This is a genomic window from Klebsiella sp. F11 (assembly GCF_056712265.1).
Window position 1 is genome coordinate 4,529,151 of sequence record NZ_CM160060.1, and the last position, 14,843, is coordinate 4,543,993.

The window sequence follows — 14,843 nt, forward strand, 5'->3', positions numbered from 1 at the left end:
TTACAGGAAGGAAATAGCATGGCCTTTAATTTTAAAACCTTTGCGGCAGTAGGTGCGTTGATCGGTTCTCTGGCTCTGGTGGGCTGCGGCCAGGATGAAAAAGATCCGAACCATATTAAAGTTGGCGTTATTGTCGGTGCTGAACAGCAGGTTGCTGAAGTGGCGCAGAAAGTCGCGAAAGAGAAGTATGGCCTCGACGTTGAGCTGGTCACCTTCAACGACTACGTTCTGCCGAACGAAGCGCTGAGCAAAGGCGACATCGACGTTAACGCCTTCCAGCACAAACCTTATCTCGACCAGCAAATTAAAGACCGCGGCTACAAGCTGGTTGCCGTCGGCAACTCCTTTGTTTATCCGATTGCCGGCTACTCCAAGAAAATTAAAACCCTCGACGAACTGCAGCCGGGTTCCCAAATTGCCATTCCTAACGACCCGACTAACCTCGGCCGTTCCCTGCTGCTGCTGCAGCAGGCGGGCCTGATCAAGCTGAAAGAAGGCGTTGGCCTGCTGCCAACCGCTCTGGATATTACTGAGAACCCGAAAAACCTGAAGATTGTTGAGCTGGAAGCGCCGCAGCTGCCGCGTTCCCTCGACGATGCGCAGATTGCCCTGGCGGTTATCAATACCACCTATGCGAGCCAGATTGGCCTGACTCCGGCAAAAGACGGTATTTTTGTCGAAGATAAAGATTCTCCGTACGTCAACCTGATTGTTGCTCGCGAAGACAACAAGGACGCGGAAAATGTTAAGAAATTCGTTCAGGCTTACCAGAGCGATGAAGTTAACGAAGCCGCGAATAAAATCTTTAACGGCGGCGCGGTGAAAGGCTGGTAATCTTTTTTCACCGTAATATCATTCAGGACGGGCTTTATGCCCGTCTTGTCATTTATGCAAGCACCTGATTCAATAGCGCCCTGTTTATTATTCATTGAGGAAATACTATGCGTGCTTTACCGGTCTGTTTGTTAGCACTCATGTTAAGCGGTTGCTCTATGCTAAGCAGATCTCCCGTCGAACCTGTACAAAGCACGGCAACGGCACCTGTCAAATCGGAACCGGCAAAACCCAAAGTCACGCGCCCGGCGCCGGTAAGAATCTATACCGATGCGTCAGCGCTGGTCGGCAAGCCTTTCCGCGATCTGGGCGAAGTCACCGGTGAGTCGTGCCAGGCCTCAAATCAGGATTCACCGCCGAACATCCCTACCGCCCGCAAGCGTCTGCAAATTAATGCCGCGAAAATGAAAGCTAACGCGGTCCTGCTGCACAGCTGCGAAGTCACCAGCGGTACGCCAGGATGCTATCGCCAGGCCGTTTGCCTTGGCTCCGCGCTTAACGTTTCGGCGCAATGAGTGCTTTTCAGTTTGCGCAGATAGGCGTTATTCGCTCGCCGTATAAAGAAAAATTTGCCGTACCTCGCCAGCCCGGGCTGGTCAAAAACGGCGGCGGCGAACTGCACCTGCTGCCCCCCTATAACCAGGCCGACGCCGTGCGCGGTCTGGAAAGCTTCAGCCATCTGTGGGTCTTGTTTGTTTTTCATCAAACCATGGACGGCGGCTGGCGGCCTACCGTGCGCCCTCCCCGCCTTGGCGGCAACGCGCGAATGGGCGTTTTCGCCACCCGCTCAACCTTCCGACCAAACCCGATCGGCATGTCGCTGGTCGAGCTTAAGGGCATTAGCAGCCAGAAAGATCGGCTGATACTCCAGCTCGGCAGCCTCGACCTGGTCGACGGTACGCCGGTCGTTGATATCAAACCCTATCTGCCGTTTGCCGAAGCGCTGCCGGATGCCAGCGCCAGCTACGCCCAGCAGGCGCCGCCGGCTGAAATGACCGTGAGCTTTACGCCTGAAATAGACGCGCAGCTGGCGCTGCTGGAAAAGCGCTATCCGCGGCTTAAAGCGTTTATTGGCGAAGTTCTGGCACAGGACCCGCGCCCGGCCTATCGTAAGGAAGAAGAAGCAGGAAAAACTTACGCCGTCTGGCTGCTCGATTTTAACGTGCGCTGGCGCGTGATAGCGTCCGGTTTTGAAGTCTTTTCTCTGGAACCGCGCTAATTTTATTTTCCTCTCTTTTGGCATCTTTGCCACACTGGTAAACTAAACCACTTTTTTTGTGTCAGGCTGGCCCGCCAGCCTGTTCCGATCGTTCAAATGGAACCGTAACAACATGCGTACTAGCCAATATCTGCTCTCCACCCAAAAGGAGACACCTGCCGACGCCGAAGTCATCAGCCATCAGCTGATGCTGCGCGCCGGGATGATCCGCAAGCTGGCCTCCGGATTATACATCTGGCTGCCAACCGGCCTGCGCGTTCTGAAAAAAGTCGAAAACATCGTGCGTGAAGAGATGAACAACGCCGGTGCTATCGAGGTGTCTATGCCGGTCGTTCAGCCGGCAGACCTGTGGCAGGAGAGCGGCCGCTGGGAGCAATATGGCCCGGAACTGCTGCGCTTCGTCGATCGCGGCGATCGCCCGTTCGTCCTCGGCCCAACGCATGAAGAGGTGATCACTGACCTGATCCGCAACGAGCTGAACTCTTATAAGCAGCTGCCGCTGAACTTCTTCCAGATTCAGACCAAGTTCCGCGACGAAGTTCGTCCGCGCTTTGGCGTGATGCGTTCGCGCGAGTTCCTGATGAAAGATGCCTACTCTTTCCATACCACTCAGGAATCGCTGCAGGAAACCTACGACGCGATGTATGCCGCCTACAGCAAAATCTTCTCCCGTATGGGTCTCGATTTCCGCGCGGTACAGGCTGACACCGGCTCTATCGGCGGTAGCGCATCGCACGAGTTCCAGGTTCTGGCGCAGAGCGGCGAAGATGACGTGATCTTCTCCGACAGCTCTGACTTTGCCGCCAATATCGAATTTGCCGAAGCCATTGCGCCGAAAGAGCCGCGCGCTGCAGCAGCTCAGGAAATGACGCTGGTCGATACGCCGAACGCCAAAACCATCGCCGAGCTGGTTGAACAGTTCAATCTGCCGGTTGAGAAGACCGTGAAAACGCTGCTGGTTAAAGCGGTGGAAGGCAGCGCTTATCCGCTGGTTGCCCTGCTGGTTCGCGGCGACCACGAGCTGAACGAAGTCAAAGCTGAGAAACTGCCGCAGGTTGCCAGCCCGCTGACTTTCGCCAGCGAAGAAGAGATCCGCGCGATCGTCAAAGCGGGCCCTGGCTCTCTCGGTCCGGTCAACATGCCGGTTCCGGTCGTTATCGACCGCACCGTTGCGGCGATGAGCGATTTCGCCGCTGGCGCTAACGTTGACGGCAAACACTACTTCGGCATCAACTGGGATCGCGACGTTGCCACCCCGGAAGTGGCCGACATCCGCAACGTTGTCGCCGGCGACCCGAGCCCGGACGGTCAAGGTACGCTGCTGATCAAACGCGGCATCGAAGTCGGCCACATCTTCCAACTGGGCACCAAGTACTCCCAGGCGCTGAACGCGTCGGTGCAGGGCGAAGATGGCCGCAACCAGGTGCTGACGATGGGCTGTTACGGCATCGGGGTAACCCGCGTGGTGGCCGCGGCTATCGAGCAGAATTTTGACGATCGCGGCATCATCTGGCCGGAAGCTATCGCGCCTTTCCAGGTGGCGATTCTGCCGATGAACATGCACAAATCCTACCGCGTGCAGGAGCTGGCCGAGAAGCTGTATAGCGAACTGCGCGCCCACGGCATTGACGTCCTGATGGACGACCGCAAAGAGCGTCCGGGCGTGATGTTTGCCGATATGGAGCTGATCGGTATTCCGCACACCATCGTGCTGGGCGACCGCAACCTCGATAACGACGATATCGAATATAAGCATCGTCGCGTCGGTGAAAAACAGCTGATTAAAACGGGCGATATCGTGAATTACCTGGTTAACGCCATTAAAGGTTAATTCCGCACCTGAATGCCAAAAGGCCTCGCATCTGCGAGGCCTTTTTTTATCGGAGCGATTCTTTTACTGGCTACAATCTTTGCCGGGAATAAATTTCACGTCCTTATCCGCCATCAGCGTTTTCACCATTTCACCGCTGTCAGGGTTAGGCTCGAGGGTAAAGTGCCCTTCCACCACCAGCAGCACCGGACGGGTATCCGTTCCGCGCGCGGCGGCATAGTCACGTTCCAGCTGGGCGTTATTGGCAACCGCAGTTCGTTTGCCGGTGGCGCAATCGGTAAAGGTTGCCGCGTCCGCCATATAGAAATACATGCCGCGCATCGCCATCGGCGTGGTCGGCAGGCTGGCCTTCACCGACTCGAGGGTATAGTTCAGCGTTGACTCAATCGGGTTGCCTTCGCGATCGAGCATCTCCAGCTTCTCCCCCTTCGCCCGATAGTAGGATTTCTCCCCTTTGCTATCGGTCAATACCAGCTTATCCGCGGTGCGGGCCCAGGTACCGTACGACGCGAACGATGACGGCTCGCGAGTCACGCCCTGGTAGCGCTCATTCATCACCCAGCTGCCATCTTTTTCGAGAAACAGCGAGGTTTCGATACCTTCACAATCGGCGCACGGTAGTATCCCGCGCCAGCTCTGCTGCATCGGCTTCAGCTCCGTCATCGCCGCCGGCTGCAGCGTCTCAACTTCGGCACGATGGTTGCAGCCAAACAGCGCGAAGAGCGAACAGGCCGCCGCCACTGAGAATATGATTTTCTTCACTGTAAATTCCTTATAATCCATGCCACCCGCTCGTCGCCTACTGACGAACTTTCCCACGCAGCGCTTTGACCGATGACTTTTGCGACTTAGAAGCCAGCCGACGCTCTTTTGATGCCCGGGTCGGCCGCGTTTCCCGGCGGCTTTTTTGCGCTACGGTTAATTCTTGTATCAGCGCAATCAGGCGGGCAATCGCAGCTTCGCGATTCATCTCCTGGCTGCGGTATTCCTGAGCCTTAATGATAACCACACCGTCGGCAGAAATTAAGTGGTGACTGGCGGCGAGCAGGCGCTCCTTGTAGTACTCAGGCAGGCTCGACGCCTTAATGTCAAAACGCAGGTGGATCGCGGTTGACGCTTTGTTCACGTGCTGCCCGCCCGCACCCTGCGCGCGGATCCCGATGAGGGAGATTTCATCGTCCGCAATGGAGACGCTGCGGCTAAGGGTAATCATGCCGCCGGCTGCCAGGCCGTTAAATGAATTTCCAGATTATTCTTAGCGTCGGATAACCAGATGCTGCCGTCCTGAATGGTGGCCTGCAGGATCATCGTGCGGTCGGCAAAGGCACTGAGCTGCTCCAGCTGCGCATCATCCAGATACCAGACCGTCAGCTTGCTGAACTGCGCCATCCTGCTCTTATTCTGCTGCCACCAAATCTCGGCCGCCCGACTATTGTAGGCAAATAACGCCACCTCCTGCGCGCGCGAGCAGGCTTTTTTAATCCGCTTGTCGTCCGGTAATCCGAGCTCAATCCACAGGTCAACGCCCAGATGATCGTTGAGCAGCCACAGCTCGGCCTCGTCATCCGAGGAGAGTCCACGGGTAAACTGCAGCCGCTCGTCGGCATACTTAATCCATGCCAGCAGGCGCAGCATCATGCGCTCCTGGGTTTCAGACGGATGCTGGGCCAGCGTCAGGCTGGCGTCAATAAACCGGTTGCGATCCAGATCGGCTACATTTACCGTCGCTTTATAAATCGTCGCTTTCAGCGCCATGAAAAAACTCCCGAAAAAAATGGCGTACATTGTAGCGAAACTGGCGACAAAAGGCTGTCGACAATCGTGGGATCCCTTTTCATCCTGCTGATATTGCTTAAATGACTATGGTATAGTCACCTTGCTAAACAGAGTTTATCTTCGTAGGCTTAAACTTGCATCCCACGGTTGAGTCAGAATACTGACAGGAGGGCATGTGGACCAATATTGTGAGTTAATACGCAGGCGGTATGCGGAAATAGCCAGCGGAGACCTGGGGTATATCCCGAATGCGCTGGGTTGCGTGTTGAAAGTATTGAATGAAATTGCGGCGGATGAGGCCCTTTCGGAGTCAGTCGGGGAAAAGGCCGCCTGTGCGGCAGCAAACTTACTGGTGAGCGATTATGTCAATGAATGATACTTATCAACCCATCAACTGCGATGATTATGACAATCTCGAACTAGCCTGCCAGCATCATCTGGTGCTGGCGCTGGCGCTCAAAGACGGCGAGCAGCTGCAGGCGAAGGCAAACGATCTTATCTCGCGCAAAAACATCGAGTATCTGGTAGTGGAGCTTGGCGGAACTAGTCGAGAGCTACGCCTGGATACCATCGCCAGCTTCAGCCATCCGCAAATCGGTACCGTGGTGGTGAGTGAGTCCTGACCAAAAACGGGCGGCTTAGCCGCCCGTTTTCCTCCATACCAGCCCTACGCCCTCGCTATCCTGCGCCTCCCCGTCACGGGTAATAAACAGCGAATCCGCGGCGGCAATGAGCGTTTCGCCGTAAAACAGCAGCGGCGTGGCGTCGCGACGCCAGGGCGCAACCCCCAGCTCCTGCCAGATTTTCTTCAGCTTGCGCCCGCCGTGACGACCGACGATATGCAGATTGCCGCCGGCGCGAAAGCGCACCGTCACCGCTTCACCGGCCAGCGGAGCACGCAGCGGCCCTCCGGCAGGCAGTTCCAGCTCGCCCATCCCCTCCGGCAGCCGCAGCGGCTGGCGGCTGTCGGGCCACGACAGCACCGTCTCCGCCTGGCCGGGAAGATATTTCACCCACCACAGCCGCTGCCGGTAGCGGCGCACGGTAAACTCGCCGAGACGCAGGCAGGGAAACGCATCCTCCCGCGCCTGGGCAACCTCGCGCCAGATCCGTTCCGGCACCTCGCGGGAGGGCATCGGCGCGTTGTGCCATGCTAGCCAGCGGCGCAGCAGAGCGGCGCGGCGCGGCGCGCTCACTTCAGCCAGGGGGTCAATCGCTAAGGTACCGTCATCCGCCATCAGCGCCGTCAGCTCTTCCGCCAGCATCTCATCCAGCAGGCTCTCCTGCTCGGCGCAGAGATCCGCGCTGCGGGCAACCGCCTCGGCGAAGTGCGGCCAGCGGGCGCTAAGCCGAGGAATAATCTGCAAGCGCAGAAAGTTGCGATCGTAGGTATCGTCCTGGTTGCTCTCATCTTCAATCCAGCTGAGCTGATGATGAAGCGCCCACTGGCGTAGCGCTTCCCGGGTGGTATTGAGCAGCGGGCGCAGCAGCAGGGTGTCCGCAAAGGCGGAAGACGCGGCCATCGCCGACAGCCCGGTCGGGCCGCTGCCGCGCTTGAGCGCCAGCAAGAAGGTTTCGCACTGATCGTCGAGATGCTGGGCGGTCACCAGCACCTCCCCCGGCTCAAGCGCCGTGCGGAAGGCCTGATAGCGCGCCAGCCTGGCGTGCGCCTCAACCCCCAGACCGGCATCCGCCAGCACCACGCGCTCGACCACCAGCGGAACCTGCCACTGCCGGCACAGCTGCCGGCAGTGCGCGACCCACTGGTCGGCATTGGCGCTCAGGCCATGATGAATATGGATAGCTCGCAGCCTTAACGTCGGGTCGCGTTCACGCCAGCAGACCAGCTGGTGTAGCAAAACCGTTGAATCGAGGCCGCCGCTGAAGGCCACTAAAAACTGGCGGTGCGGCTGAAGGGTTTGCGCAAGATCTGGGGTCATCTTCATGTTAATGCTGGCTGAGGAGAGATAGCCCGGCACGTTACCGGCCAGGGCCATCTCTGGCAAGCGCTACTGCTGATAAATTTCCAGCGGCAGGCCGTCCGGATCGTTAAAGAAGGTAAAACGCTTATCGGTGAAGGGATCGATGCGTATCGCTTCACACTTCACTCCGTGAGCCTCAAGGTGGGCCACCGACGCGTCAATATCATCCACGCTGAAGGCCAGGTGACGAAGGCCGCAGGCCTCGGGGCGCGACGGGCGGGCCGGAGGGAAAGGAAAGGAGAAGAGTTCAATAACGTACTCCCCGTTCAGCGCCAGATCCCCCTTCCACGAGTCGCGCTCTTCGCGATAGAACTCGCTCTGCAGCGTAAACCCGAGAATATCGCAGTAGAAGGCTTTGCTCTGCGCGTAGCTGCTCGCAATGATCGCAATATGGTGAACCCGTTTTAGACCCAGCATGGTAAACATCCTCGTTTTGATATCGGCCAGGTTACCCGCATCGCTCACCGCGGCGCAAGCACCTAATCGTTTTTTAAGACCCGTACCCGATATACGCCATCCTCGTCGCGCTTCGCTCCGTGAATGTCGGTTTCAAAGCCCGGATAATGGCGCCCGATGGAGCACAGCATTAGCAGGAAATCGAGCACCGCCCGGCTCTCTTCGGTGATCATCTCGCCGGGCATCAGCAGCGGTACGCCCGGCGGGTACGGCAGAATCATGTTGGCGGATATACGCCCGACCAGATTTTCCAGCTCAATGGTCTCCACCTCGCCTTTGATCTGCCGCTGCCAGGCCTGGTGCGGCGTCATCTTCATTTCCGGCAGGACGTCGAAGGCGCTCAGCATCAGTTGCGAAAGCTGGTGCTGGCGGATCAGGCGATGGATCCCCTGGGCCAGATCCTGAATCCGCATATTGCGGTAGAAATCCGGATCTTCCGCATAGAGATCCGGGAGCATGTTTTTCACCCGCAGATTGAGATCGTAGGCGCGCTTAAACTCCGTCAGGCCACGCAGCAGTCCCATCGCCCGGGTCTTGTCGATGCCGATACTGAAAAGAAACAACAGGTTATAGGGCCCGGTTTTTTCCACCACCACGCCGCGCTCATCGAGGAATTTCGCCACCAGCGCGGCCGGGATCCCTTCGTCATCCATATTACCCTGCTCATCCATACCCGGCGTCAGGATCGTCACCTTAACCGGATCGAGGAACATGTGGTCGTCATCGGCATCCTGAAAACCGTGCCACTGCTCGCCGGCAGCAACCGGCCAGCAGCGGGTCTCGGCGATATCTTCCGGCTGCCAGATATCGAAGAACCAGCCGTCGGCCTCTTCGCGCAGGCGCTGCACCTCTTTGCGAAAATCCAGCGCCCGCTCTATCGAGCGCTGGATCAGGCGCCTGCCTGAGTTCCCGCGCAGCATCGCCGCGGCGGTTTCAATCGAGGCGACGATGGGATAGCTCGGCGAGGTAGAGGTATGCATCATAAAGGCTTCATTAAAGGTCTCTTCGTCATAGCTGCCTTTAATATGGATCAGCGAAGCCTGCGACAGCGCCGCCAGCATTTTGTGCGTTGACTGGGTTTCAAAGATAACCTTGCCCGGAACGCGATCGCCGCTCATGCCGCTCTTCCCCTGATAGATCGGGTGAAAATGAGTATAGGGCACCCACGCGGAGTCAAAGTGGATGGAGGGAACGTCGAGCGTCTCTTTTATCCAGGTGGTGTTATAGAGCAGCCCATCGTAGGTTGAGTTGGTGATCACCGCATGTACCGGCCACTGCGCCCCGCCCGTGGTGCTCACCTTATGCTGAATGCTGTCGCGGGTAAATTCCCGCTTCGGGATGCCGCCGAGGATCCCCAGCGCATTGCGCGTCGGCTTCAGCCACAGCGGCACGACGTCGCTCATCATCAGTAGATGCGCCAGCGACTTATGGCAGTTGCGATCGATAAGCAGCGTGCTCCCCGCCGGCGCGGAGTACATGCCGACAATTTTGTTCGACGTTGAGGTGCCGTTAGTCACCATGTAGCTCTGCTCCGCCCCGAATGCGCGGGCGATATACTCCTCGGCCTCGAGGTGCGGGCCGGAGTGATCGAGCAGCGAGCCCAGCTCCGTCACGGAAATAGAGACGTCGGCCTTGAGCGTATTGCCGCCAAAAAAATCATAAAACAGGCAGCCTACCGGGCTTTTCTGGTAGGCGCTGCCGCCCATATGCCCCGGCGTACAGAAGGTATATTTTCCCTCCTGCACGTAGTTGAACAGGGCTTTGGTAAACGGCGGCGTAATGTTGTCCAGATACTCGCGGGTGTACTGGCCGATACGGGTGGCAATCTCCTGCGCCAGGCCAAGGGCATACTCGAAGAACCACAGCGTCATGCGCAGATCCTGGCTGCTGACGTCCATCGTCGAGTGCGCGTTGATAAACGCGTACAGCGGCAGATACTCATTGAGCTGATTGATATCGCTGCACAGCTCGACGTTGTACTCATCCCAGTCAAAGATGACGCCGCAGATCCGCGGGTTGTGTTCGATAAACTGCAGCAGGTCGGCGCTATTTTGCGGCCAGATGGTCTGAAAGCCTTGCTGTCGCAGAGCGGCTTCCAGTTCTTTAATCGGTTCGTCTTTATGATAGACGCCGTGGGGGCCCATGATGGCAATGATATTCACGCTTTCCTCCTGGAACTAACCTAAGGCAGGCATCATAGCAATCGCGCCAGCGTATCGCACATAAAAAAGGGCCGGAAAATCCGGTCCTTTTTACGGGATAACGCAAGGAATAATCAGGCGTAGCCGTAGTTCATCAGACGCTGATAGCGACGGTTCAACAGCTCTTCTTCGCTCAGGATATCGAGGTCCGCCAGATCTGCCAGCAGCTGCGCTTTCAGGCTGGCAGCGATGGCTTCCGGATTGCGATGCGCGCCGCCCAGCGGCTCCGGAATAATGGAGTCGATAAGCTTCAGCTCTTTCAGACGCGGGGCAACGATCCCCATGGCTTCAGCGGCCAGCGGGGCTTTGTCCGCGCTTTTCCACAGAATGGAGGCGCAGCCTTCCGGCGAAATAACGGAATAGGTACTGTACTGCAGCATATTCACTTTGTCACCGACGCCAATCGCCAGCGCGCCGCCGGAACCGCCTTCGCCGATAACGGTACAGATGACCGGTACGCTCAGGCGCGACATTTCGCGCAGGTTGCGGGCAATCGCTTCCGACTGGCCGCGCTCTTCCGCGCCCACGCCCGGATAGGCCCCCGGGGTGTCGATAAAGGTGATGATCGGCATTTTAAAGCGCTCGGCCATCTCCATCAGACGCAGCGCCTTACGGTAGCCTTCCGGCGCCGGCATGCCAAAGTTGCGACGAATTTTCTCTTTCGTCTCGCGCCCTTTCTGGTGGCCGATAATCATCACCGGACGCCCGTCCAGACGCGCAATACCGCCGACGATAGCTTTATCATCAGCGTAGGCGCGGTCGCCGGCCAGTTCGTCAAACTCGTCGAACGCCAGGCGGACATAATCCAGGGTGTATGGGCGACGTGGATGGCGTGCCAGCTGAGCAACCTGCCATGCGCCGAGATCGGCGAAGATTTTACGCGTCAGCTCTACGCTTTTTTCACGCAGACGATGCACTTCTTCATCGATGTTAATATCGAGTTTCTCATCCTGACGGCTTACTGCAGTCAGGGAATCGATTTTCGCTTCCAGCTCTGCAATCGGCTGTTCAAAATCAAGGAAATTCAGACTCATAGTATTCCTGTATTAGTCAAACTCCAGTTCCACCTGCTCCGAGCCGATAAGGCCACGCAGATCGTTGAGTAAACGATCGCTCGGAGAGACGCGCCATGTTGCGCCAAAGCGCAGCCGCGCGCGCGCATCCGACCTCTGATAATAGAGGTGCACTGGAATAGTTCCCGAACGGTGGGGTTCCAGAGACTGACGGAGTCGGTTTAAAAGCTGGTCATCAATTTGCCTGTCCGTCAGCGAGATAGCAAGCCCGCGAGCATATTTTTCCCGGGCTTCGTCAATGTCCATCACTTCGCGGGCGGTCATTTTAAGCCCCCCGCTGAAGTCATCAAAGCTGACCTGTCCGCTGACGATAAGTATGCGGTCTTTTTCCAGCAATTGCTGATATTTATCCAGGGCGTCGGTGAATAACATCACCTCCAGGCGCCCGGAACGGTCATCCAGCGTACAGATGCCGATACGATTGCCGCGCTTGGTGACCATTACCCGCGCGGCAATAACGAGCCCCGCCGCCGTGGTCACTTTACCACGATCGGTCGGATGCATGTCTTTGAGCCTTACGCCGCCTACGTAGCGCTCGATCTCTTTCAAATACTGGTTGATGGGGTGACCGGTCAGATAGAGTCCCAGAGTCTCCCTTTCGCCATCAAGCACCACCTGCTCCGGCCACGGCTGGCAGTTGGCGTAGGATTGCTCGATTTGCTCCGGCTCTTCCGCCAGCACGCCGAACATATCGGCCTGGCCGATGGCCTCGGCCTTAGCGTGCTGGTCGGCGGCCTTCAGCGCGTCGCCCAACGAATTCATCAGCGCCGCGCGATGCGGCCCGAGGCGGTCGAACGCCCCGGACATAATCAGTTTTTCCAGCACCCGACGGTTCAGCTTTTTGGTATCGGTGCGGGCGCAGAGGTCGAAGAGCTCGCGGAAATAGCCGCCCTCGTTACGCGCTTCAATAATCGCTTCGATCGGGCCTTCGCCGACGCCTTTAATTGCCCCGATGCCGTAGACGATTTCGCCATCGTCATTAACGTGGAAATGGTACAGGCCGGAGTTAATGTCCGGCGGCAGGATTTTCAGCCCCATCCGCCAGCACTCGTCCACCAGCCCAACCACCTTCTCGGTGTTGTCCATATCCGCCGTCATTACCGCAGCCATAAACTCTGCCGGGTAGTGCGCCTTCAGCCACAGCGTCTGGTAGGAGACCAGCGCATAGGCCGCGGAGTGCGATTTGTTAAATCCGTAACCGGCGAATTTCTCCACCAGGTCGAAGATTTTCATCGCCAGCTCGCCGTCAACGCCGTTTTTCTTAGCCCCTTCTTCGAAGGTGCCGCGCTGCTTGGCCATCTCCTCCGGCTTTTTCTTACCCATCGCACGACGCAGCATATCCGCGCCGCCGAGGGTATAGCCGGAAAGCTCCTGGGCGATCTGCATGACCTGTTCCTGGTACAGGATGATGCCGTAGGTCGGTTCAAGCACCGGTTTCAGACACTCATGCTGCCACTGCACGTCCGGATAGGAGATCTCCTCCCGACCGTGCTTACGGTCGATAAAGTTATCCACCATCCCCGACTGCAGCGGGCCCGGGCGGAACAGCGCCACGAGAGCGATCATATCTTCGAAGCAGTCCGGCTGCAGACGTTTAATCAGGTCTTTCATGCCGCGCGATTCAAGCTGGAAAACCGCGGTGGTTTCCGAGCGCTGCAGCATATCAAAGCTTTTCTTATCGTCCAGCGGAATGGCGGCGATATCCAGCGGCGCTTCGCCGTTCTTTTCGCGCCGCTTGTTGATCATCTCCAGCGCCCAGTTGATGATCGTCAGCGTACGCAGGCCGAGGAAGTCAAACTTCACCAGCCCGGCGTATTCCACGTCGTTCTTATCAAACTGGGTCACCGGGTGCTGCCCGGCCTCATCGCAGTAGAGCGGGGCAAAATCGGTGATTTTGGTCGGGGCGATAACCACCCCGCCCGCGTGCTTGCCGGCGTTACGCGTGACGCCTTCCAGCTTGCGCGCCATATCGATCAGCGCTTTGACCTCTTCGTCGGCCTCGTAGATTTCCGGCAGCTGCGGCTCGGCTTCAAACGCTTTCGCCAGGGTCATGCCCGGGTCCGGCGGCACCAGTTTTGAGATGCGATCGACGAAGCCATAGGGATGGCCCAGCACGCGGCCGACGTCGCGGATAACCGCTTTTGCCGCCATCGTACCGAAGGTAATAATCTGCGATACCGCGTCGCGGCCATACATGTCCGCAACGTGTTCGATAACCTGGTCGCGCTTCTCCATACAGAAGTCGACGTCAAAGTCGGGCATCGACACGCGCTCCGGGTTCAGGAAGCGTTCGAACAGCAGATCGAACTCCAGCGGGTCGAGATCGGTAATTTTCAGCGCGTAGGCGACCAGCGAGCCGGCGCCGGAGCCGCGGCCGGGGCCGACCGGTACGCCGTTATCCTTCGACCACTGGATAAATTCCATTACGATAAGGAAGTAGCCAGGGAAGCCCATCTGGTTGATAACCTGCAGCTCAATATCCAGACGCTGATCGTATTCCGGGCGCTTCTCTTGACGCACGGCTTCATCCGGGAACAGGAATGCCAGGCGCTCCTCCAGACCCTCTTTCGATTTCAACACCAGGAAATCTTCGGTGGTCATTTCGCCGGTCGGGAACTGCGGCAGGAAGTATTCGCCAAGGCGCACGGTGACGTTACAGCGTTTAGCAATTTCTACGCTATTTTCCAGCGCCTCGGGGAGATCGGAGAACAGCTCGCACATCTCATCTTCGCTGCGCATATACTGCTGCGGCGAATAGTTGCGCGGACGCTTGGGATCGTCGAGGGTAAAACCGTCATGGATCGCCACGCGGATTTCATGCGCGTCGAAGTCGCCGGTCTCCAGGAAGCGCACGTCGTTCGTCGCCACCACCGGCAGCCCGCGCTCCTCCGCCAGCCGTACGGCGGCGTGCAGATAGGTCTCTTCGTCCGCCCGGCCGGTGCGGATCAGCTCCAGATAGTAGCGATTGGGAAAGTGTTCTTCGTAGAAGGCGACGCACTGCTCAACCAGCGCCGCATTGCCGCGCGTCATGCAGACGCCGACGTCGCCTTTGCGCGCGCCGGAGAGCAGAATCAGCCCTTCCTGATGCTCAGCCAGCCACTCTCTGTCGATCCACGGCCCGAGAGCGCCGTAGCCGCGCTGGTAGGCGCGGGAAATGAGCAGGGTGAGGTTTTGATAGCCGGCGTTATCGGCCGCCAGGACGGTAATCTCGGTCAGCTCATCGCCGAGGAGATCGCTCTGGACGTGAAAATCCGCGCCGACGATCGGTTTGATCCCGGATCCGTGTCCCGCTCCGTAGAACTTCACCAGCCCGCACAGGTTGGTAAAATCGGTGATCGCCAGCGCCGGCATGCCTAACGCGGCCGCCTTTTTCACCAGCGGCCCGGTTTTCGCCAGCCCGTCGATCATGGAATAGTCGCTGTGCACCCTGAGGTGTACGAAACGTGGTTCAGCCATCTTCAGATTCCGCGT

Annotated in this window: 14 protein-coding genes; 6 read left to right on the top strand and 8 right to left on the bottom strand. The window is 57.9% G+C overall.

The features are described 5' to 3' along the window. The first annotated feature begins 18 nt into the window (after nucleotides 1-18). The 4 genes from AC1M2H_RS22355 (at nucleotide 19) to proS (ending at nucleotide 3,884) form a co-directional block, all read left to right on the top strand. Entirely contained in the window at nucleotides 19-834 is an 816-nt protein-coding gene (locus tag AC1M2H_RS22355; RefSeq protein ID WP_480149098.1) for a MetQ/NlpA family lipoprotein, read from the top strand. Nucleotides 835-941: 107 nt separating this feature from the next. Beyond that, nucleotides 942-1,349, top strand: a complete 408-nt coding sequence (gene rcsF / locus AC1M2H_RS22360; protein ID WP_480149099.1) for an Rcs stress response system protein RcsF — start codon at nucleotides 942-944, stop codon at nucleotides 1,347-1,349. Further along, on the top strand, nucleotides 1,346-2,053 hold the full coding sequence (gene tsaA / locus AC1M2H_RS22365; RefSeq protein ID WP_480149100.1) for a tRNA (N6-threonylcarbamoyladenosine(37)-N6)-methyltransferase TrmO: 708 nt from the start codon (nucleotides 1,346-1,348) through the stop codon (nucleotides 2,051-2,053). Before rcsF ends, tsaA begins: the two co-directional genes overlap by 4 nt. A 112-nt stretch (nucleotides 2,054-2,165) precedes the next feature. Continuing rightward, nucleotides 2,166-3,884 carry a proline--tRNA ligase gene (gene proS, locus AC1M2H_RS22370; protein WP_480149101.1) on the top strand — a complete coding sequence of 573 codons (1,719 nt, stop codon included), beginning with the start codon at nucleotides 2,166-2,168 and terminating at the stop codon, nucleotides 3,882-3,884. 63 nt (nucleotides 3,885-3,947) lie between these two features. On the opposite strand, the gene nlpE is transcribed toward proS, so the two are convergent. From nlpE to AC1M2H_RS22385, 3 genes are read right to left on the bottom strand one after another with little or no spacing between them, the layout of a single operon-like run. Beyond that, entirely contained in the window at nucleotides 3,948-4,646 is a 699-nt protein-coding gene (nlpE, locus tag AC1M2H_RS22375; RefSeq protein ID WP_480149102.1) for an envelope stress response activation lipoprotein NlpE, read from the bottom strand. A 37-nt stretch (nucleotides 4,647-4,683) separates the two neighbouring features. Beyond that, nucleotides 4,684-5,097 (bottom strand): alternative ribosome rescue aminoacyl-tRNA hydrolase ArfB, encoded by a 414-nt coding sequence (gene arfB, locus AC1M2H_RS22380; RefSeq protein WP_480149103.1) that lies wholly within the window; start codon nucleotides 5,095-5,097, stop codon nucleotides 4,684-4,686. Beyond that, nucleotides 5,094-5,639: a YaeQ family protein gene (locus tag AC1M2H_RS22385; protein ID WP_480149104.1), complete on the bottom strand. Its 546-nt coding sequence runs from the start codon at nucleotides 5,637-5,639 to the stop codon at nucleotides 5,094-5,096. The genes arfB and AC1M2H_RS22385 overlap by 4 nt, the downstream gene beginning before the upstream one ends. Before the next feature lie 196 nt (nucleotides 5,640-5,835). Here AC1M2H_RS22385 and AC1M2H_RS22390 point away from each other — a divergent pair, with 196 nt between their 5' ends. Both AC1M2H_RS22390 and rof read left to right on the top strand, forming a co-directional pair. Beyond that, the gene (locus tag AC1M2H_RS22390; RefSeq protein WP_480149105.1) at nucleotides 5,836-6,036 is read left to right on the top strand and encodes a YaeP family protein; all 201 of its coding nucleotides are present in this window, start codon (nucleotides 5,836-5,838) and stop codon (nucleotides 6,034-6,036) included. Continuing rightward, nucleotides 6,023-6,283, top strand: coding sequence for a Rho-binding antiterminator (gene rof / locus AC1M2H_RS22395; RefSeq protein WP_480149106.1), 261 nt, complete (start codon nucleotides 6,023-6,025; stop codon nucleotides 6,281-6,283). Before AC1M2H_RS22390 ends, rof begins: the two co-directional genes overlap by 14 nt. Before the next feature lie 15 nt (nucleotides 6,284-6,298). On the opposite strand, the gene tilS is transcribed toward rof, so the two are convergent. From tilS to dnaE, 5 genes are all read right to left on the bottom strand, one after another. Next, nucleotides 6,299-7,600, bottom strand: a complete 1,302-nt coding sequence (gene tilS / locus AC1M2H_RS22400) for a tRNA lysidine(34) synthetase TilS (RefSeq protein WP_480152017.1) — start codon at nucleotides 7,598-7,600, stop codon at nucleotides 6,299-6,301. Nucleotides 7,601-7,669: 69 nt separating this feature from the next. After that, nucleotides 7,670-8,059 (bottom strand): VOC family protein, encoded by a 390-nt coding sequence (locus AC1M2H_RS22405; RefSeq protein ID WP_426813014.1) that lies wholly within the window; start codon nucleotides 8,057-8,059, stop codon nucleotides 7,670-7,672. A 62-nt stretch (nucleotides 8,060-8,121) separates the two neighbouring features. Beyond that, complete coding sequence (locus AC1M2H_RS22410) at nucleotides 8,122-10,260, bottom strand: lysine decarboxylase LdcC (RefSeq protein ID WP_480149107.1); 2,139 nt, start codon at nucleotides 10,258-10,260, stop codon at nucleotides 8,122-8,124. A 113-nt stretch (nucleotides 10,261-10,373) separates the two neighbouring features. Continuing rightward, a complete protein-coding gene (gene accA / locus AC1M2H_RS22415; RefSeq protein WP_041144142.1) occupies nucleotides 10,374-11,333 on the bottom strand; it encodes an acetyl-CoA carboxylase carboxyl transferase subunit alpha in 960 nt (319 codons plus the stop codon). A gap of 12 nt (nucleotides 11,334-11,345) precedes the next feature. Then, a complete protein-coding gene (dnaE, locus tag AC1M2H_RS22420; protein ID WP_480149108.1) occupies nucleotides 11,346-14,828 on the bottom strand; it encodes a DNA polymerase III subunit alpha in 3,483 nt (1,160 codons plus the stop codon). Nucleotides 14,829-14,843 lie beyond the last annotated feature (15 nt).

Coding starts and splice junctions, on each gene's coding strand:
- AC1M2H_RS22355 (WP_480149098.1), top strand. CDS start 19: ATGGCCTTTAATTTTAAAACCTTTGCGGCAGTAGGTGCGTTGATCGGT.
- rcsF (WP_480149099.1), top strand. CDS start 942: ATGCGTGCTTTACCGGTCTGTTTGTTAGCACTCATGTTAAGCGGTTGC.
- tsaA (WP_480149100.1), top strand. CDS start 1,346: ATGAGTGCTTTTCAGTTTGCGCAGATAGGCGTTATTCGCTCGCCGTAT.
- proS (WP_480149101.1), top strand. CDS start 2,166: ATGCGTACTAGCCAATATCTGCTCTCCACCCAAAAGGAGACACCTGCC.
- arfB (WP_480149103.1), bottom strand. CDS start 5,097: ATGATTACCCTTAGCCGCAGCGTCTCCATTGCGGACGATGAAATCTCC.
- AC1M2H_RS22385 (WP_480149104.1), bottom strand. CDS start 5,639: ATGGCGCTGAAAGCGACGATTTATAAAGCGACGGTAAATGTAGCCGAT.
- rof (WP_480149106.1), top strand. CDS start 6,023: ATGTCAATGAATGATACTTATCAACCCATCAACTGCGATGATTATGAC.
- tilS (WP_480152017.1), bottom strand. CDS start 7,600: ATGACCCCAGATCTTGCGCAAACCCTTCAGCCGCACCGCCAGTTTTTA.
- AC1M2H_RS22405 (WP_426813014.1), bottom strand. CDS start 8,059: ATGCTGGGTCTAAAACGGGTTCACCATATTGCGATCATTGCGAGCAGC.
- accA (WP_041144142.1), bottom strand. CDS start 11,333: ATGAGTCTGAATTTCCTTGATTTTGAACAGCCGATTGCAGAGCTGGAA.
- dnaE (WP_480149108.1), bottom strand. CDS start 14,828: ATGGCTGAACCACGTTTCGTACACCTCAGGGTGCACAGCGACTATTCC.